The organism is Asaia sp. VD9 (assembly GCF_037150015.1).
Lineage (GTDB): Bacteria > Pseudomonadota > Alphaproteobacteria > Acetobacterales > Acetobacteraceae > Asaia.
On record NZ_JBBCQM010000001.1, the window covers coordinates 480,338 to 495,911 of the forward strand.

The following is a 15,574-nucleotide window of genomic DNA, read 5'->3' on the forward strand; positions in this document are numbered from 1 at the left end:
TCCCCTCATCGTCGAGGAGCCAGTCCATGTGCGTTTCAACGCCTGTCGAATCCCTTCGTGGTTTTCACGCTCGGCCAGCCGCTCCCCCCATACCAGCGCGCACGGTGCGACACGGCTGACGCTTCCTCGCCGTTCTTCCTGACCTGATCCCCCCGGGACCGCCTGCCCCTGTGCAGGTTCCTGACATTGGAGCAGGTCCGATTTCCCAATAAAAACACGTCTCTCCTGCGGCTTGTTTCCGCCAGCAGGAGGTCAATTCGGAAGCATTTTGATGCCAGAAGTCATGTTCGCCGGCCCCGATGGCCGGTTGGAGGGTCGCTACCACCATTCTGACGAGCCCAATGCGCCGCTCGCTCTGGTCCTGCATCCGCATCCGCTTCATGGCGGCACCATGAACAACCGCATCACCTACACGATGTACCGGTCGTTCGAGAAAATGGGTTTCTCTGTCATGCGCTACAACTCGCGTGGCGTCGGACGGTCGCAGGGCCGCTATGATGGCGGTATCGGCGAGATCTCCGACGCAGCCGCGGCGCTCGACTGGATGCAGATGGTCAATCCGAACTCGAACGAGCTCTGGATTGCGGGGTATTCCTTTGGTGCTTTCGTGGGGATGCAGCTGCTCATGCGTCGCCCTGAAATCAGTGGCTGGATCAGCGTTGCGCCCCCCGCCAATGACTATGATTTCGGCTTTCTCGCCCCCTGCCCTTGTGGTGGACTCATGATCGCAGGCGACAAGGACGACATGGCTCCCGAGCCCGGCATTCGCAAGCTAGTGGACAAACTGAACACCCAGAAGAACGTGGAAGTCGATTACCGCGTCTTCGAAGGTGCGAACCATATTTTTGCCAGCGAAGCCGATAAGGTGGCGTTTGCTCTGGAAGATCATGTGACGGTCATGCGTAATCGTCGCGTTCTTGCGATTGCCGCCGACTAAGAGACGATCCCGACTCCCCGGAGCGGAACCGGGCCAGACGAAATGCAGAAAAGGCGGGGGCTGTCCCCGCCTTTTTTGTTATCCTGGGTGGAATTATTGGGGCGCGCCTTCGGCGACAGGTCGGCTTTCCCCCAATTTCATGCTAGAGCACGCCCCCTGCCGCAAGGAACCGAACGGCAGTCAACTCCCTATGCGCCCAACTCGCTTCAAGGAAGCATGCGTGGGTCAATTCGATGAGACGGGGTTTTGCCCAGAGCGTGATCTCACGCCGAGCCAACCCGATTTGAGTGGATGAAACCGATATGGCTGAATACGTGCTGAAAAGTCCCTTCCTGAAAGAGGCTGACGCTCGGGGCTATATTTTCCAGTGTACCGACCTGGTCGCCCTCGATGAGGCGATGCTGGCGGGCATTGTAACAGGCTATATCGGCTTTGACCCCACTGCAGACTCGCTGCATGTGGGCAATGCGCTCTCGATCATGATGCTGCGCCTGATGCAGAAACATGGCCATCGCCCAATCGCGCTCATGGGGGGCGGCACGGCCAAGATCGGCGATCCGTCCTTTCGTGACGAGGCACGCGCCCTGATGAGCCCCGAAAAGCTCGCGCATAACCTGTCCGGGATCGAGATCAGCCTGCGCCAGTTCCTGAGCTTTGGCACAGGCGCCAGCGATGCCATGCTGGTCAATAATGCCGACTGGCTGGACCGCCTCTCCTATATTGAACTGCTCCAGGATGTGGGCGTCCATTTCTCCATCAGCCGCATGCTCTCTTTCGACAGCGTGAAGCAGCGTCTGGACCGCGAACAGGGACTGACCTTTCTGGAGTTCAACTACTCCATTCTCCAGTCCTATGATTTCCGCGAGTTGAATCGGCGCCATGGTGCCGTCCTGCAGATGGGAGGCTCTGATCAGTGGGGGAACATCGTGGCAGGGATCGATCTGGCACGGCGGACAGATGGCAAGCAGGTTTTTGGCTTGACTACCCCGCTCGTTACCACCGCTTCCGGCGTCAAGATGGGGAAGTCGGCAAAGGGAGCCACCTGGGTGAGCGCCGAAAAACTACCCGTATTTGAGTACTGGCAGTTCTGGCGCAACACGGAGGATGCCGATGTAGGACGCTTCCTCAAGTTCTTCACCGATCTGCCTGTCGAGGAATGCGAGCGGCTGGGTGCCCTTGAAGGGGCCGAAATCAACGAGGCCAAGAAAATCCTCGCCACCGAAGCCACCGCAATCTGCCATGGTCGCGACGCCGCCCTTGCAGCGGCGGAGACAGCACGACAGGCTTTCGAGGCAGGCAGCCTCGCTGCGGATCTGCCGTCGCGCGATCTTCCCCGTGCCGATCTGGAAGCAGGTATTCCGGCCTTTCGTCTATTCGGCGAATCAGGTCTGGTCGCCACGAATAGCGAGGCACGTCGTCTGATCCGTGGCGGCGGGGCGCGCCTCAATGATCGCGCGATTCAGGACGAGAACCAGGTAATCGGCATCTCGGATCTCGTTGAGGGCGCGCTCAAGCTCTCTTCGGGAAAGAAGCGCCACCTCCTGATTCGACCCGTCTGAAGCTGCGATGCACCGCGAATGCCTATGGCAGGGAGCTCCGTGAGGGCTCCCTGCCGCCGTTTCCTTATGGAACCCTGGCGGGATGAACTTCAACCGGTCTGACGCGCCCGTTCCGGACAAACGCCGAATGCGGTGCAGACAGAAGCGATTGGCGAGCTACCTCCTGCGCAGCTGAACAAAATGTCACGTCGCGTCAGAATCAGGGCGTGACGACGCACACTTCTTTCCGGGCTGGCGCTGCCCCATGATCGCTCCATGATGTCCTGATCATGGGAGCCTCGCTATGACACCTGCCTCACCCCGCAAGCACCTGCTGCGCTACGCTGCGACCGATCTGACAGGCCTCGCCTTCGCTGCGATCTGGGCTTCACGCGGTCTCTCGGCCCTCTCCGTTTCACCCAGCTACTCACTGGCGGCAATCGGGATCATCAGCGCGCCGCTGGCCTGGGGTTTTCTCACCCGTGATCTCGCTCTCGCCCGGCCCGAGATCGTAATCGATCACGCGCTGGCCAAGCGGGCAAGGCGCGCACGGACCATTCTCCTGTTTCTTGCCGGGACGATCACTGGCATGCTGCACCGCCCCGATCTGATGATCATTGCGGCCGGAATGATCATTGGCGGCTCCTATCTGCCTCTCGGTCGGGCCATGAACGAGCCGGTTCACCTGGCAACGGGCATGGCCATCATGATCATCACGCTTGGCTCGCTACCCCTGCCCCCTCCCTATCATCTGGCGGTCGCGGGGCTGGGTACGGCGCTTTCCTGCTGGCTCGGTGCGGTCATGCGCCTGTTACGCAGCACCTATCCGACAGACCTTCCGGATCGCACGAGCCTCGAGGAGAGCACGGGGGTCGAAACCCTGACCGCTCCCGGGAGGGCCGCACCATGAAGAGGGCAAGCCTCGTCTTCCGGCGCAGTACCTTCGCCATCTATCTGCTGCTCTATCCGCTACCATGGCTCGCGCGCGGGATTCCCCCCTGGGGGGGCATCGCCTTCATCACCGGGGTGATCGTCTTCCTCACCTTGCCATTACTCCCCGGCAAATTGAGTCCGGCCATCGAGATACGCGCATTCGCCTATGCCGCAATTGGCGCTGCCCTCATCCCCTTCCAGGGATATTGGGGGGTGTTCTTCATCTCGGCCGCGGCAACCTGCGGCGCGATCACTCGACGCCCACGCAGTTTTACCCTACTCGGTGCCATACTCGCCGCCTATATCCTGATCGCCTGGGCGGTTCGGGAAGAGGTGATCGGCGGCCTGATAACGCTCATCGTCGCGGTCGGAACCTTCGTTACGATGCGTCTGTCGATGGATCTTCATCGTCAGAACGAGGCACTCTCCGCAGCGCAGAACGAGATAAGGGCGCTGACCCTGATTGCCGAGCGGGAGCGCTTCGCCCGGGATCTGCACGACACGCTGGGTCACTCCCTGACCCTGATTGCGCTGAAATCGGAGCTTGCCCAACGTCACCTCCCCCATGCTCCCGAGATGGCAGACAAGGAGATTGCAGAGATTGGCCTCAAGGCCCGGCAAGCCTTGGCCGAAACGCGCCTGGCTGTCACAGCCATGCGGGTCACCGGACTGGCACAGGAACTGAGTGCCGGGGTCGATGCCCTGACCAAGGCGGGCATACGCACGGAGATCTCGGGGGAGCGTGCGCTCATGCCGGCGCGCAGCGAGGGGGTTCTGGCAATGGCCCTGAGAGAGAGCCTCACGAACATCCTGCGTCATGCCAAGGCGGCCTCTTGCCAGATCAGGTTCCAAAATACGCCCTCAGGCCCGGCACAGCTCGAGGTTTCCGATTACCACGCTCGCGACTCAGCCTCTGAAAACATCCTGTCATTTCGGGAAGGAAATGGTATAAGCGGCGTACGCGCGCGTCTGGCCGAGATCGATGGCACCTTGTCCATCCTTCATCGCCCGGATGGAACGACGCTCGTCATTACGCTCGGAGACGCATCATGAGGCAAAAGCTGCGCCTCGTTGTCGCTGAAGACCAGGTCATGCTTCTCGACGCGTTTGCGGCGCTGCTTGCGCTCGAGCCTGATTTCGAGATCGTGGGCAAGGCACGCGACGGTCAGGAGGCTTTGACTCTGGTCAGGGCACACAGACCCGACATCGTTCTGACAGACATCGAAATGCCAGAAATGAGCGGGATCGAACTGGCAGAAGCGCTTCATACCATGCGTGCCCATACGGTTGTGGTCATCGTGACCACCTTCGCGCGGGCTGGTTATCTCAAGCGTGCGCTGAATGCCGGCGTGCGGGGCTATCTTCTCAAGGATGCCCCTATCGCGGAGCTGAGCGATGCGCTGCGCAATATCGGCCGTGGCGGTCGGGCCATAGCGCCGAGTCTTGCCCAGCAGGTATGGGATGCGAGCCATGATCCGCTGAACCCACGCGACCGGGCCATCTTGCGGCTGGTCGAGTCCGGTCAGTCAAGCGAACAGATCGCCTCGGTTTTCGATCTGTCTCCCGGCACGTTGCGCAACTGCTTTTCGGATATCATACAGAAGATCGGCGCGCGCAACCGCGTCGAAGCCAGCCGTATCGCCCGCCAGAATGGCTGGCTCTGATCAATCCAACAGCGCCACCACACGCGCCAGGACACGATTTTCGGCATAGAGACTTTTGGCCCTCTCGCGTCCGGCCATGCCCATCGCAGACCGAAGCGAAGGATTGCGGACAAGCTGAACCAGCGCCTCGCCCAGAGGAGCTGCGAACCCAGGCGGGACGAGAAATCCTGTTTCTCCCTCCACGACCTGTTCTCTGGGGCCACGTATCGCGCTGGCAATTACGGGTAACCCTGTCAGCATCGCCTCGATGACTGACATCGGCAACCCCTCGAAATGGCTCGGCAGCACGAAGATATCGGCCCCGGCGAGCAATCGCGCCGTGTCCTCGCGGTAACCGAGCATTTTCAACCGATCGCCCAGTACCAGAGCCGCATGGGCGAACTCGGCCTCCATCCTGTCGCCATGATCCGAAGCGAGACCTTCGCCCACGATCACCAGCACAGCGTCGGGCACATACTCCATGGCCCGCAGTAATTCCGGATATCCCTTATGCCGCACCAGACGGGAGACGGCGATGACCACCACGGCCTCGTCAGAGAGTCCGAGTTCACGACGCATCGCCTGACGGGCGTCAGCATCGGGGCGGTAGAGCGCAGGATCGCGTCCATTCCCCACAGCTTCCGGCCAGGGATGAATGCGCAGTCGGCGTGCATCCCGAGCCTCTTCCTGCGAGACAGTCATGTAGCGATCAGTGATCTGACCTGCGAGCCATTCGACCAGAAATGACAGGAGTCGACGTCGACGCTTGCCCGGCTGGTTGAACAGGAAGCCGTGGCAGGTATAGGCGATGCACGGCACATCACACCACCACGCGGCCAGCCGCGCCAGAAATCCGCTGATAGGCATATGCCCATGAACAAGATCAGGCCGGGTACGCCGAATCAGCCTGATCAGGGCAATCAGGGCGCGTATCTGCGCGACAGGTGAGAAGGACCGCGCCATTGGCAGGGGATGGACGACGAAATCATCCGCACGAAGGACCGCAAGATGCGGCCCCTCGGCACAACCGCCCTCGACCACATGGCCGGCATCGCGCAGGGCACGCATGAGTGGATGCAGGAATTGCCGCATCGAGAAATCGACATTGGTGATTTCCAGAATGCGCCGAGGCCCCTCATTCGGCAGCAGAGTGTCGCCCGGCGAGGTTCCTATTCTGCGCGATCGCCTCTTGCTCATTCCGGTACACGCTCCATCACCCATTGTATCACCTGACGCGCAGGCAGCGGCTCGATGGGTTTGGCCGGGGCAGATAGCCTCGTCGAACCGGCATCGTTGCCAGCGGATCCCGGCCCCGAGGCCGGCTCCCCGGCATCATCTGTCTGGTTTTCCGGGGAGGAGATGTCAGAATCTGCGGCGGAGGAACCCTGTTCAGCCCCTTCTGCGCCTCCCAGCGGCTCCGAGCCGTTCTCGAAATCGGCCGCCTCGTGCGCAACCACTGGGTCATCGGCGTCAGGATCCGCCTGGACGGGAAGAGGCGCGCGCAAAGAGGCGGGGCGGACAACGATCTGGAGGGAGGGCACGGGCTTATCACCCCCCGCATAGACACTTTTCTCAAGAGAGAGCAAACCTCCCTCCTGCCTGAAGCGCCAGATCATACCACCCGCATGCATCAGCACCTCGTCCCCATCCGGCGCCAGCTCGGCCTGCACAGTGGGATGCAGATGGAAGCGCAACGCAAACGCAACGCGGCGCTCGCCATCCACACATTCCTCACCGCGCAGATCTTCTCCCGATGGGCCGAGATAAAGGCGACGACGCCAGCTCGCACCAAAGCCCGGATACCAACCATCATGCTGCCCATCGAGCCAATGCGCCCCATCCTGGGTCTGATGGGTAAGAGTGACATGAGCCGGGCGTCTGGCAATGCTTCCCGCAGGGTCGAAATCGCAACAGGAGGTCTGTTCGATCACAGCCGAGGAATGAGCCGCCGTCTCGCGCAGCGCGCGCTTCCAGGAGCCGCTGGCTGCGCCACCGCAATTAACGAAGAGCCTTTGCCGACCATGGGAAAACTCAAGTGCAAGCGCACCCGCATGGGCACTCTGATCATAACCGGTCGCAGGCGGTGCTGCGCCATCGACAAAGAGCAGAGCCTTGCCTGCTGCAATACGCCAGAAGCCGCCATCGGGCATGGAGGCGGCCAATAATCTCTGTCGCGCGCCGTACTGGATGATCCGGTCGATCTGACGGTCATCCTGCTCCTTGCTTCCGTTGAACAACGCCAGGCCGCCATCGCCATGGCGCAGCGCGCGCAGAACGGGGCAGACCCGTGCAAGGGCACCCTGCACACGCTCGGACGGATCAAGCTGCGCCATGCGCATGAAAACGTTGATCTCGGCCAGTTCGCGCGCCGCTTCCATCTGGGCCTGCGGACTACGTTCGCGCAGCGAGCCATCAGGCAGGATCTGACGATCGAGTTCCTGCTCCAGGAAACGATGGAAGCGATGCAGAAATCCGGTCTGGGAGGGAATGGCCACAGCCACAGCCAGCAAGCCCTTGAGTGCGGTGAAGTTCTTCCAGCCCTGTTCCGGCAAGGGCAGCATGATCGAAATCAGCCTGCCCTCGACCAGAATACGGTCCATCACGCTCTGGCGAAAAGCCTCACTGGCCGAAGCCCCATAAAAATCGAAATGCCCCAGCCATGACGCCAGACGCGCTCCCGCTGCCGGAGCGTTGAGGACGAGCGGGTCGATTGGAGGCTGGTCCAGCCAGCTCGCGACGATGGATCGTGCATAGAGTCGGGCTTCATCGCTGCCCAGAGCACGCAGATCGCGCAACCAGGTGAAGCCCTGTAGCCAGTCGCGCACCGGCCCTGCGAGATCGGCATATTCCCAGTCATGCGCACGGAGCGGAATATTCCGCCCCTCGAACCGTGCAATTCCGCTGACAAGACGCGCGCCATGATCCGGATTGCCCGGCCAGATATCGCGTATGGCATGAACGGGGCGATCGGGCGCGCGGGCAATACCCGGCACGCTCGATGGAAGCCGGGCAAATGAAAGACGAGCTTCACGCGCCCAGCGTCCGAACATGCCGGTAGGATCCCCTTGGTCAGATGATCAGGACAGGCTCCCCGCCTGTCTCAGAGATGTGATCGCTGCAGCATAGTCGTCTTGGCCGTAGATGGAAGTCCCTGCGACCATCATATCCGCACCGGCACCCGTCGCGAGGGGAGCTGTGGCGAGATCGATACCGCCATCGACCCCGATACGGATATCACGACCCGTGGCGTCGGCCATCTGTCGAAGCTTGCGGATCTTGGGCACCTGGCTTTCGAGAAATTTCTGACCGCCGAACCCCGGGTTGACCGTCATGACCAGAATAATGTCCACCAGATCGAGCAGATAGTCGAGTGCCTCAGGGGGCGTACCGGGACAAATGGCGATGCCGGGCTTCTTGCCCAGGGCACGGATGTGCTGCAGCGTCCGATGCACATGCGGGTTGTTCTCCACATGCACATGGATATGGTCGGCTCCCGCCTTCGCAAAAGCCTCGATGAAGGCATCGGCCGGCTCGATCATCAGATGAACATCGAAAGGCTTGTCTGTCCGGTTGCGCAGGGCCGCCACCATGCCCGGGCCAAAAGTCATGTTCGGGACGAAATGCCCATCCATCACATCGAGATGCAGCCAGTCGGCCCCATCGCGCACCACGGCCTCGACTTCCTCTCCCATCCGCGCGAAATCGGCGCTGAGAATGCTCGGTGCAATCAGGGGCGTCTTCAACTGGGGCATAATCCTACCTTCTCTCTGGTGAGCCGATCTGTTTCAGCTGGTCTTGCGCAGCCTTGCCGCAAAAAATCCATCCATGCCACCGCGCTCGGCCCACATGCCGGGATGCGTGCGGAATGTTCCCTGTTTCGTGAGGGCTTCCGGCATGGAGGCGAGCTCTTCCGCCGTGAATGGCTCGAGCGCCCAGCCGCGCTTGAGCGCCGCAGCCACACGCTGGGGACCTTCCTCATCCTGAAGCGAGCAGACGGCATAGAGCATCACGCCGCCCGGCTTGAGCATGGCGCCAGCCGCATCGATCAGCTTGTCCTGATCCTTCGCAAGCGCCAGAACGTCGCGCGGGCGCTTGACCCAGAGCACATCCGGATGACGGCGTAGCGTGCCTGTGGCTGAGCAGGGCGCATCCAGTAGAACGGCATCGGCCTTGTCCTCTGGCTGCCAGACCAGAGCATCCGCCACCACGACACTCGCCTCGAGATCGAGACGTTCCAAATTCTGCTTCAGACGCCTTGCGCGCGTTTCTTCCCGCTCGACCGCAATCACCTTGGCCCCGGCCACCGCCAGCTGCGCCGTCTTGCCGCCCGGCGCCGCGCAGAGATCAATCACGCTCTGGCCGGGCTGGATACCCAGCAGTCGCGCCGGCATAGTGGCGGCCGCATCCTGCACCCAGAACGCCCCCTGATCGAACCCCTCCAGCTCGGTCACGCGCGTACCGGGCGCAAAACGCACGCTGCCATTGGGCAGTGTCTCGCCGCCTTCGGGCGCGGTGGCACCCGGGCGCAGCGTCAGGTCGATCGGTGCCTCACGATGCAGGCCGGCGGCGATATCGCGCGCCCTGTGTCCCCAGGCCGTCCAGAGCCACGCCGGCACGTCCAGGCGATCCGCATCCAGACCTTCGGCCAGTTCGTCGCCATCACGCGCGACGCGACGCAGCACGGCATTGGCCAGCCCGGCAAAGGGCGCCAGTCCCCGGCGGCGCAACAACGAGACAATCGTGCCGACCGCTGCATGCGGAGGGGTTTCGAGATGACGCAGCTGCGCCACGCCCATAAGCAGGGCGCAACGCACCGGCGTCGGAGGCTCACGCCGCAGCAGGGGCTGGAGCAGTTCGGTCATGCTCCCCATGTGTCGCAGCACGGTCGCGGCGAGCCGATGCGCGCTGGCGCGATCGCGCGGATCGGTCAACATGCTGCGGTCGAGCGTCGTCTCCAGCATGCGTCGATGCTCGACGACACCGCAGAGAATATCAAAGGCCAGATCGCGTGTCGGATCGGCGGGAATCTGAGAAGGTGCTTTGGACATTGCCTTGCCAATGGCATTTCGCGAAGCGCCGCGCTACCCCTTCTCGCACTCGAACCACAACAAGTTATGGAACCGGCCATGTCAGATGACACGCTTTCTTCCCGCCTGGACCAGATTCGCGCCCGGATCACGCAGGCCAGTGTCGCGGCCGGACGCCCCCCGGAGAGCGTAAAACTGGTAGCGGTCAGCAAGTTCCACCCGGCAGCCGCCGTCGAGCAGGCACTGGAAGCGGGCCAACGGCTTTTCGGGGAGAACCGCGTTCAGGAAGCGAAAGAGAAATTCCCCGCTCTGCGTGAACGCTGGCCTGATCTGCGTCTGCATATCATCGGCGGATTACAGACCAACAAGGCGCAGGAGGCCTGCCGACTGGCAGACGTCATCGAGTCAGTCGATCGCCCTGCCCTGGTCGATGCTCTTTCACGGGCATCAGACAGGCTAGGGCGCCTTCCGGATCTGTTCATCCAGGTCAACACGGGCGACGAAGCTCAAAAATCCGGCGTGGCGCGAGAGGAAGCCGGAGCGTTCATCGCATTGTGCAAGGCACGTTTCGGCGAGGTCGTGAAGGGGGTCATGTGCATTCCGCCCGAGGACGAGGACCCGACCGCGCATTTCGCCTTTCTGGCCGCGCTCGCACATGAACATAAATTAATCGATTGTTCGATGGGGATGTCGGCTGACTTCGAGACAGCCATAGCGCATGGCGCCACGCTGGTGCGGGTGGGCACCGCCATCTTCGGCCACCGCCCGGCGCTCTGATTTCAACGATGCGATGCTTGCGGTCACGCGAGTAATGATCGTATGGCAAAGTTTATGTCAGTGATCGCTCACATCTGTGTGTGCCACCTATTGTGCTTGCCGTCGCAACTACCCCCGGCGCTCCACCCCTGCCGCTTGCCATGAGTTGGAACAGAAATGACAGACAGGCCTGACGGTCAGCCAGGTTCGACCAACGCCGCAGCAGCCCCGGCTGCGAAGACGGCGACCGCCGGACAGGGCTCGATCCGTGAGTTCGGCGCGGCTGAAGACCTGCACAAGAAGGCACCGGTCGGTCTGGCCGGTCTGCTGGGCGTGCTTGGGGTCGTCTATGGCGATATCGGCACGAGCCCGCTCTATGCCTTTCAGGCGTCGGTGCAGATTGTGGGCTCCATTCGTCATCCGGCCGAAAGCTGGGAGATCATGGGCATCGAAAGCCTCATCTTCTGGGCTCTGATGCTGGTCGTCACCATCAAATATGTCATGCTCGTCATGCGCGCCGATCATGATGGCGAGGGTGGGATCATCGCGCTGATGTCTCTGGCGCAGCGCGTGTGCAAATCGCCCCAGTATCGCTGGTTCTTCGGCATTGTCGGTATCGGGGGCGCCTGCCTCTTCTTCGGCGATGGCATCATTACCCCCGCCGTTTCAGTGCTTTCGGCCATCGAGGGTATCGAAGTCTCGGTCCCATCCGCCTCCCATATCATCATCCCTGTCGCCATCATCATTCTGATCGCGCTGTTCAGCGCCCAGGCACTCGGTACGGGCAAGATCGGCCGCGCTTTCGGTCCGATCATGATGATCTGGTTCCTGACGCTTGCCGTCATGGGCGTCCATTCGATCATGCAGACGCCAGGCATCCTCATGGCGCTGTCACCGTATTACGCGGCGCAATTCGTGCTGTATCACGGCTGGCTCGCCTTCATCGCGCTGGGGTCCGTTGTACTGTCCGTAACAGGGGCCGAGGCGCTTTACGCCGATATGGGGCATTTCGGACGCGCGCCCATCCGCTATGCGTGGCTGTTCTTCGTCCTCCCCTCCCTGACGTTGAATTACCTCGGCCAGGGAGCGCTGCTGCTGCGCGATCCGGCAGCGCTGCAAAACCCGTTCTATCATCTCGCTCCCGGGTGGGCGCAGATCCCGCTCCTGCTTCTCGCCACCATGGCCACCGTGATTGCAAGCCAGGCCGGAATATCGGGTGGATTTTCGCTCTGCCGCCAGCTCATACAGCTCGGTTATCTGCCGCGTATGCGGATCACGCATACCAATGCCGAAGAAGAGGCCCAGATCTACCTGCCCGTCTTCAACTGGGTACTGGCGCTCGGGTCGATCCTGCTGGTGCTCTCCTTCCGCTCTTCCTCGGCTCTTGCCGCAGCCTATGGCATTGCCGTGACCGGCACCTTCATGTGCACCGCCGTTCTGGCCATGGTGGTGTTCCGTCGCGTCTTCAACTGGAGCGCACCGCTTGCGGGGCTGGTTTTCGGGTTCTTCCTGCTCAGTGACGGCACGTTCTTTGCCGCGAATGTGCTGAAAATTCCCGATGGGGGTTGGGTGCCGCTCGCCATCGGCGTGTCGGCCACCATTCTCATGACCACCTGGGCCCGGGGACGCAGCCTGATACGCGCGCGTCAGCTTGCGGACTCGCTGCCCATGGCCTCATTCCTCGCCAGGCTGCCGCAATCGCGCACCGTGCGCGTCCCCGGCATGGCGGTATTCCTGACAGCCAATCCCGACACAGTACCGACCTGCCTGCTGCACAACCTCAAGCATAACAAGGTTCTGCACGATCACGTCCTGTTTGTGACTGTGCAGAACCTCGATCAGCCCGAAGCCGAGCGTGGCCACCGCGCCATGGTGCAGGAATTGGCGCCGAACATCCATCGGGTGATCGTACGCTATGGCTTCATGGAGATGCCCAATCTCCCGAAGGCACTCTCGGAGCTGAATGCCGCAGGGGTCGAATTTGACGCGATCCAGGCTTCCTATTTCGTATCACGTGAACTGGTCGTGCGCTCGACCCTGCCAAAACTCTCCATCTGGCGTATGTGGCTCTTCCTGGTGATGGTGCGTAACGCCGTGCCAAGCACGGAATTCTTCCGTATTCCGCCGGATCGCGTGGTCGAGCTGGGCGTGAGGATCGCGATCTGAGCGCAGCGCCTCCGCTTTCTCTCTACGTACATTGGCCATTCTGTCTGGCCAAATGCCCGTATTGCGACTTCAATTCCCATGTCCGCGACGTCATTCCCCATGAGCGCTTCACGGCTGCCCTGCGTCAGGAACTCGCCCATGACGCCGCGCGCGCCGGGCGGCGCACTCTGCGCTCGATCTTTTTCGGCGGGGGAACTCCCTCGCTCATGCGCCCTGAGACTGTCGCGCAGCTGATCGAGGACGCGAGACGTCATTTCGACGTTGCTCCCGATCTTGAAATCACGCTCGAAGCCAACCCGACCAGCGTCGAAAGAGCAAAGCTTGCCGCCTTTGCCGAGGCCGGGGTCAACCGGATTTCGCTCGGCATCCAGAGTCTGGAGGAAGACTCCCTACGTTTCCTGGGCCGCGAGCATTCGGCATCCCAGGCGATTCAGGCTCTGGAAACAGCGCGCACGCTTTTCCCGCGCCTCTCTTTTGATCTTATCTATGCGCGCCCCGGACAGAGCCTGAGTGCCTGGGAGGCCGAGTTGCGTGCGGCGCTCGCCCTCGCCTCGGATCATCTCTCGCTCTACCAGCTCACCATCGAACAAGGGACGAAATTCGAATCCCTGCATCGTCAGGGTCGCTTTGTCCTCCCGAAAGAGGACGACGCGGCGCGTCTTTACGAGAAGACCGCGGAAATAGCCGGGGAATTCGGGATGCGCGACTACGAGATCTCGAATTATGCGCGCCAGGGTGCCGAGAGCCGTCACAACCTGACCTATTGGCGCTATCAGGATTATATCGGCATCGGCCCGGGAGCCCATGGAAGACTCACGTTGGGTGACACGCTGCTCGCCACGCGCCGCCACCGTGCGCCCGAGATCTGGGCGGAACGCGTGGAACAACGCGGCAGTGGCTCAACAGAGGAAACCCCGCTCTCGAACGAGGAGCGTGCGCGCGAGGCCTTACTGATGGGGTTACGCCTCCGCGAAGGGATCGATCTCGGTTGGTTCACCACCCGCACGGGGCGAGTGCTGAGGGAGAGCGTGAACTCGTTCATTCTCGAAGCCGCATGCGAGGAGGGCTACCTCACTCTGGATGACACTCGATTGATCGCTACGGATGAAGGGCGCGTCCGGCTCGAGGCCCTTCTGGGCGCTCTGGTTCTTTGAGCGTCCTGACCTGGATGGCCCCAGACAGCCGAGACGGCAGTCCGGCAGTCCGGCAAACGCCAGATAGATAACCCGGAAATCAGGGTCGAGCTGCACCTGATCAACCTTACTCCAGGCAGCCCCTTCCAGACGCTCTTCTCCCCCCCCCCGTAATTTTTGCGGTCAGGCCAGACCCTGTGTGGAACTCTTTGCTTCAGCGACCCAGCGCCTTCTTGGCGAAAAATTCAGGCCTTTCGTGATGTCGTGAGCCCGGGCGATCTTTTCAGCCCTGCGCAATCCTACCAGTATGTGTTTGGTGGGAACCAACCCGCCTTTCCGGAGTAAGAGCCTTCCATGCGTCGTTTCCTTGCCAGCCTGGCGCTCGCCGCCCTCACCATCGGGTCGCATGCGGCTCAGGCGAATGCCGGACCCGAACTCGTTATCGCCGACAACGATTATCTGGGCCCGGGCGGCTCGAATATCCAGTCTGTGCTGCCATTGCTGAACAATCCGAAGCTGAAGGTCCTTGGGCTGACAGTCGTAGCCGGAGATGATTGGGAAAATGCCGAAAGCGCCCGTATCCGCCGCTTTCTGGAAATTTCCGGCCATCGCGACGTGCCCGTCTATGACGGCGCAACGCAACCTTTGATCAATACGGTCGCGCTCACCCGTCTGCGGGAACAGCAATTCGGTACCCTGCCCTGGAAAGGGGCATGGGGCGGGCTTGGATCGATGGAGAAGACGCCCGATACCCAGCCCGCCGTTGCAGACACCCCGGACGGCAAGCCGAGCCTGCAGCCACAGGGCGTACCTGCTGCGCTGTTCATGATCCAGCAGGTCCATGCCCATCCCCATCAGGTGACGATCATCGAAGCCGGCCCGATGACCAATCTGGCGCTGGCCATCAGGCTCGATCCCAGCTTTGCCAGCACGGCAAAGCAACTCATCTTCATGGGAGGCTATCTCGATCTGTCGATGATGTCCGTGACGGGTAACGCGGATAATGGATCGGATTTCAACCTGATCTTCGATCCCGAGGCCGCTCATATTACCCTGACGGCGCCATGGTCGCGGATCACGTCAATCGCGAATGTCTCGAATGACGTCATGCTGACGAAAGACGAGGTTGGAGCCATCGCCAAGGCCCATAAGAGCCCGGTCACGGAGTACCTTGTGAAATACTACGTGCCTCTGGCGATGTGGGACGAAGTCACGAGCGCGGTTGCCGCCGAGCCGAGCCTGATCACCAAGGCGCAAGATGCCTATATGGACGTCGAGACAGGCAAGGGTATCGGCTATGGTCACGCTTATGTCTGGCCGGACAGCCTCGCCCCCAAGGCGATGGGCGTACGCAAGGTGCGTATCGTCCAGGCCATCGATGTCGAACGTTTCAAGAAGCTTTATGCCGGGTGGGCGCAGGGCTTCGAGGGAAAACACTGAC

Annotated in this window: 13 protein-coding genes; 9 read left to right on the top strand and 4 right to left on the bottom strand. The window is 61.6% G+C overall.

All coding sequences use genetic code 11. From position 1 onward, the window contains the following. The first annotated feature begins 271 nt into the window (after window positions 1–271). The 5 genes from WFJ47_RS02175 (at window position 272) to WFJ47_RS02195 (ending at window position 5,072) form a co-directional block, all read left to right on the top strand. Window positions 272–937 carry an alpha/beta hydrolase gene (locus tag WFJ47_RS02175; RefSeq protein ID WP_127102756.1) on the top strand — a complete coding sequence of 222 codons (666 nt, stop codon included), beginning with the start codon at window positions 272–274 and terminating at the stop codon, window positions 935–937. Window positions 938–1,251: 314 nt separating this feature from the next. Beyond that, window positions 1,252–2,496 carry a tyrosine--tRNA ligase gene (gene tyrS / locus WFJ47_RS02180; RefSeq protein ID WP_336760658.1) on the top strand — a complete coding sequence of 415 codons (1,245 nt, stop codon included), beginning with the start codon at window positions 1,252–1,254 and terminating at the stop codon, window positions 2,494–2,496. 283 nt (window positions 2,497–2,779) lie between these two features. Then, entirely contained in the window at window positions 2,780–3,385 is a 606-nt protein-coding gene (locus WFJ47_RS02185; protein ID WP_336760567.1) for a hypothetical protein, read from the top strand. Next, complete coding sequence (locus WFJ47_RS02190) at window positions 3,382–4,461, top strand: histidine kinase (RefSeq protein WP_336760569.1); 1,080 nt, start codon at window positions 3,382–3,384, stop codon at window positions 4,459–4,461. The genes WFJ47_RS02185 and WFJ47_RS02190 overlap by 4 nt, the downstream gene beginning before the upstream one ends. Continuing rightward, window positions 4,458–5,072: a response regulator transcription factor gene (locus tag WFJ47_RS02195; protein WP_127102752.1), complete on the top strand. Its 615-nt coding sequence runs from the start codon at window positions 4,458–4,460 to the stop codon at window positions 5,070–5,072. The genes WFJ47_RS02190 and WFJ47_RS02195 overlap by 4 nt, the downstream gene beginning before the upstream one ends. Here WFJ47_RS02195 and WFJ47_RS02200 read toward each other — a convergent pair whose 3' ends face one another. The 4 genes from WFJ47_RS02200 to WFJ47_RS02215 form a co-directional block, all read right to left on the bottom strand. Further along, a complete protein-coding gene (locus WFJ47_RS02200) occupies window positions 5,073–6,143 on the bottom strand; it encodes a glycosyltransferase family 4 protein (RefSeq protein WP_336760659.1) in 1,071 nt (356 codons plus the stop codon). A 101-nt stretch (window positions 6,144–6,244) separates the two neighbouring features. Then, a complete protein-coding gene (locus WFJ47_RS02205; RefSeq protein ID WP_336760572.1) occupies window positions 6,245–8,101 on the bottom strand; it encodes a heparinase II/III family protein in 1,857 nt (618 codons plus the stop codon). A gap of 27 nt (window positions 8,102–8,128) precedes the next feature. Next, on the bottom strand, window positions 8,129–8,803 hold the full coding sequence (gene rpe, locus WFJ47_RS02210) for a ribulose-phosphate 3-epimerase (protein WP_127102749.1): 675 nt from the start codon (window positions 8,801–8,803) through the stop codon (window positions 8,129–8,131). A gap of 33 nt (window positions 8,804–8,836) precedes the next feature. Beyond that, window positions 8,837–10,099, bottom strand: coding sequence for a transcription antitermination factor NusB (locus tag WFJ47_RS02215; protein ID WP_336760575.1), 1,263 nt, complete (start codon window positions 10,097–10,099; stop codon window positions 8,837–8,839). 78 nt (window positions 10,100–10,177) lie between these two features. Between WFJ47_RS02215 and WFJ47_RS02220 the strand changes: the two genes are divergently transcribed. The 4 genes from WFJ47_RS02220 to WFJ47_RS02235 all read left to right on the top strand — a co-directional run bounded on the left by WFJ47_RS02220 (window position 10,178) and on the right by WFJ47_RS02235 (window position 15,573). Further along, a complete protein-coding gene (locus tag WFJ47_RS02220; protein ID WP_127102747.1) occupies window positions 10,178–10,855 on the top strand; it encodes a YggS family pyridoxal phosphate-dependent enzyme in 678 nt (225 codons plus the stop codon). 156 nt (window positions 10,856–11,011) lie between these two features. Then, a complete protein-coding gene (locus tag WFJ47_RS02225; RefSeq protein WP_336760577.1) occupies window positions 11,012–13,000 on the top strand; it encodes a potassium transporter Kup in 1,989 nt (662 codons plus the stop codon). After that, window positions 12,997–14,154, top strand: a complete 1,158-nt coding sequence (gene hemW, locus WFJ47_RS02230) for a radical SAM family heme chaperone HemW (protein WP_336760660.1) — start codon at window positions 12,997–12,999, stop codon at window positions 14,152–14,154. Before WFJ47_RS02225 ends, hemW begins: the two co-directional genes overlap by 4 nt. Before the next feature lie 333 nt (window positions 14,155–14,487). Then, on the top strand, window positions 14,488–15,573 hold the full coding sequence (locus WFJ47_RS02235; protein ID WP_336760579.1) for a nucleoside hydrolase: 1,086 nt from the start codon (window positions 14,488–14,490) through the stop codon (window positions 15,571–15,573). The last annotated feature ends 1 nt before the right edge of the window (window position 15,574 follow it).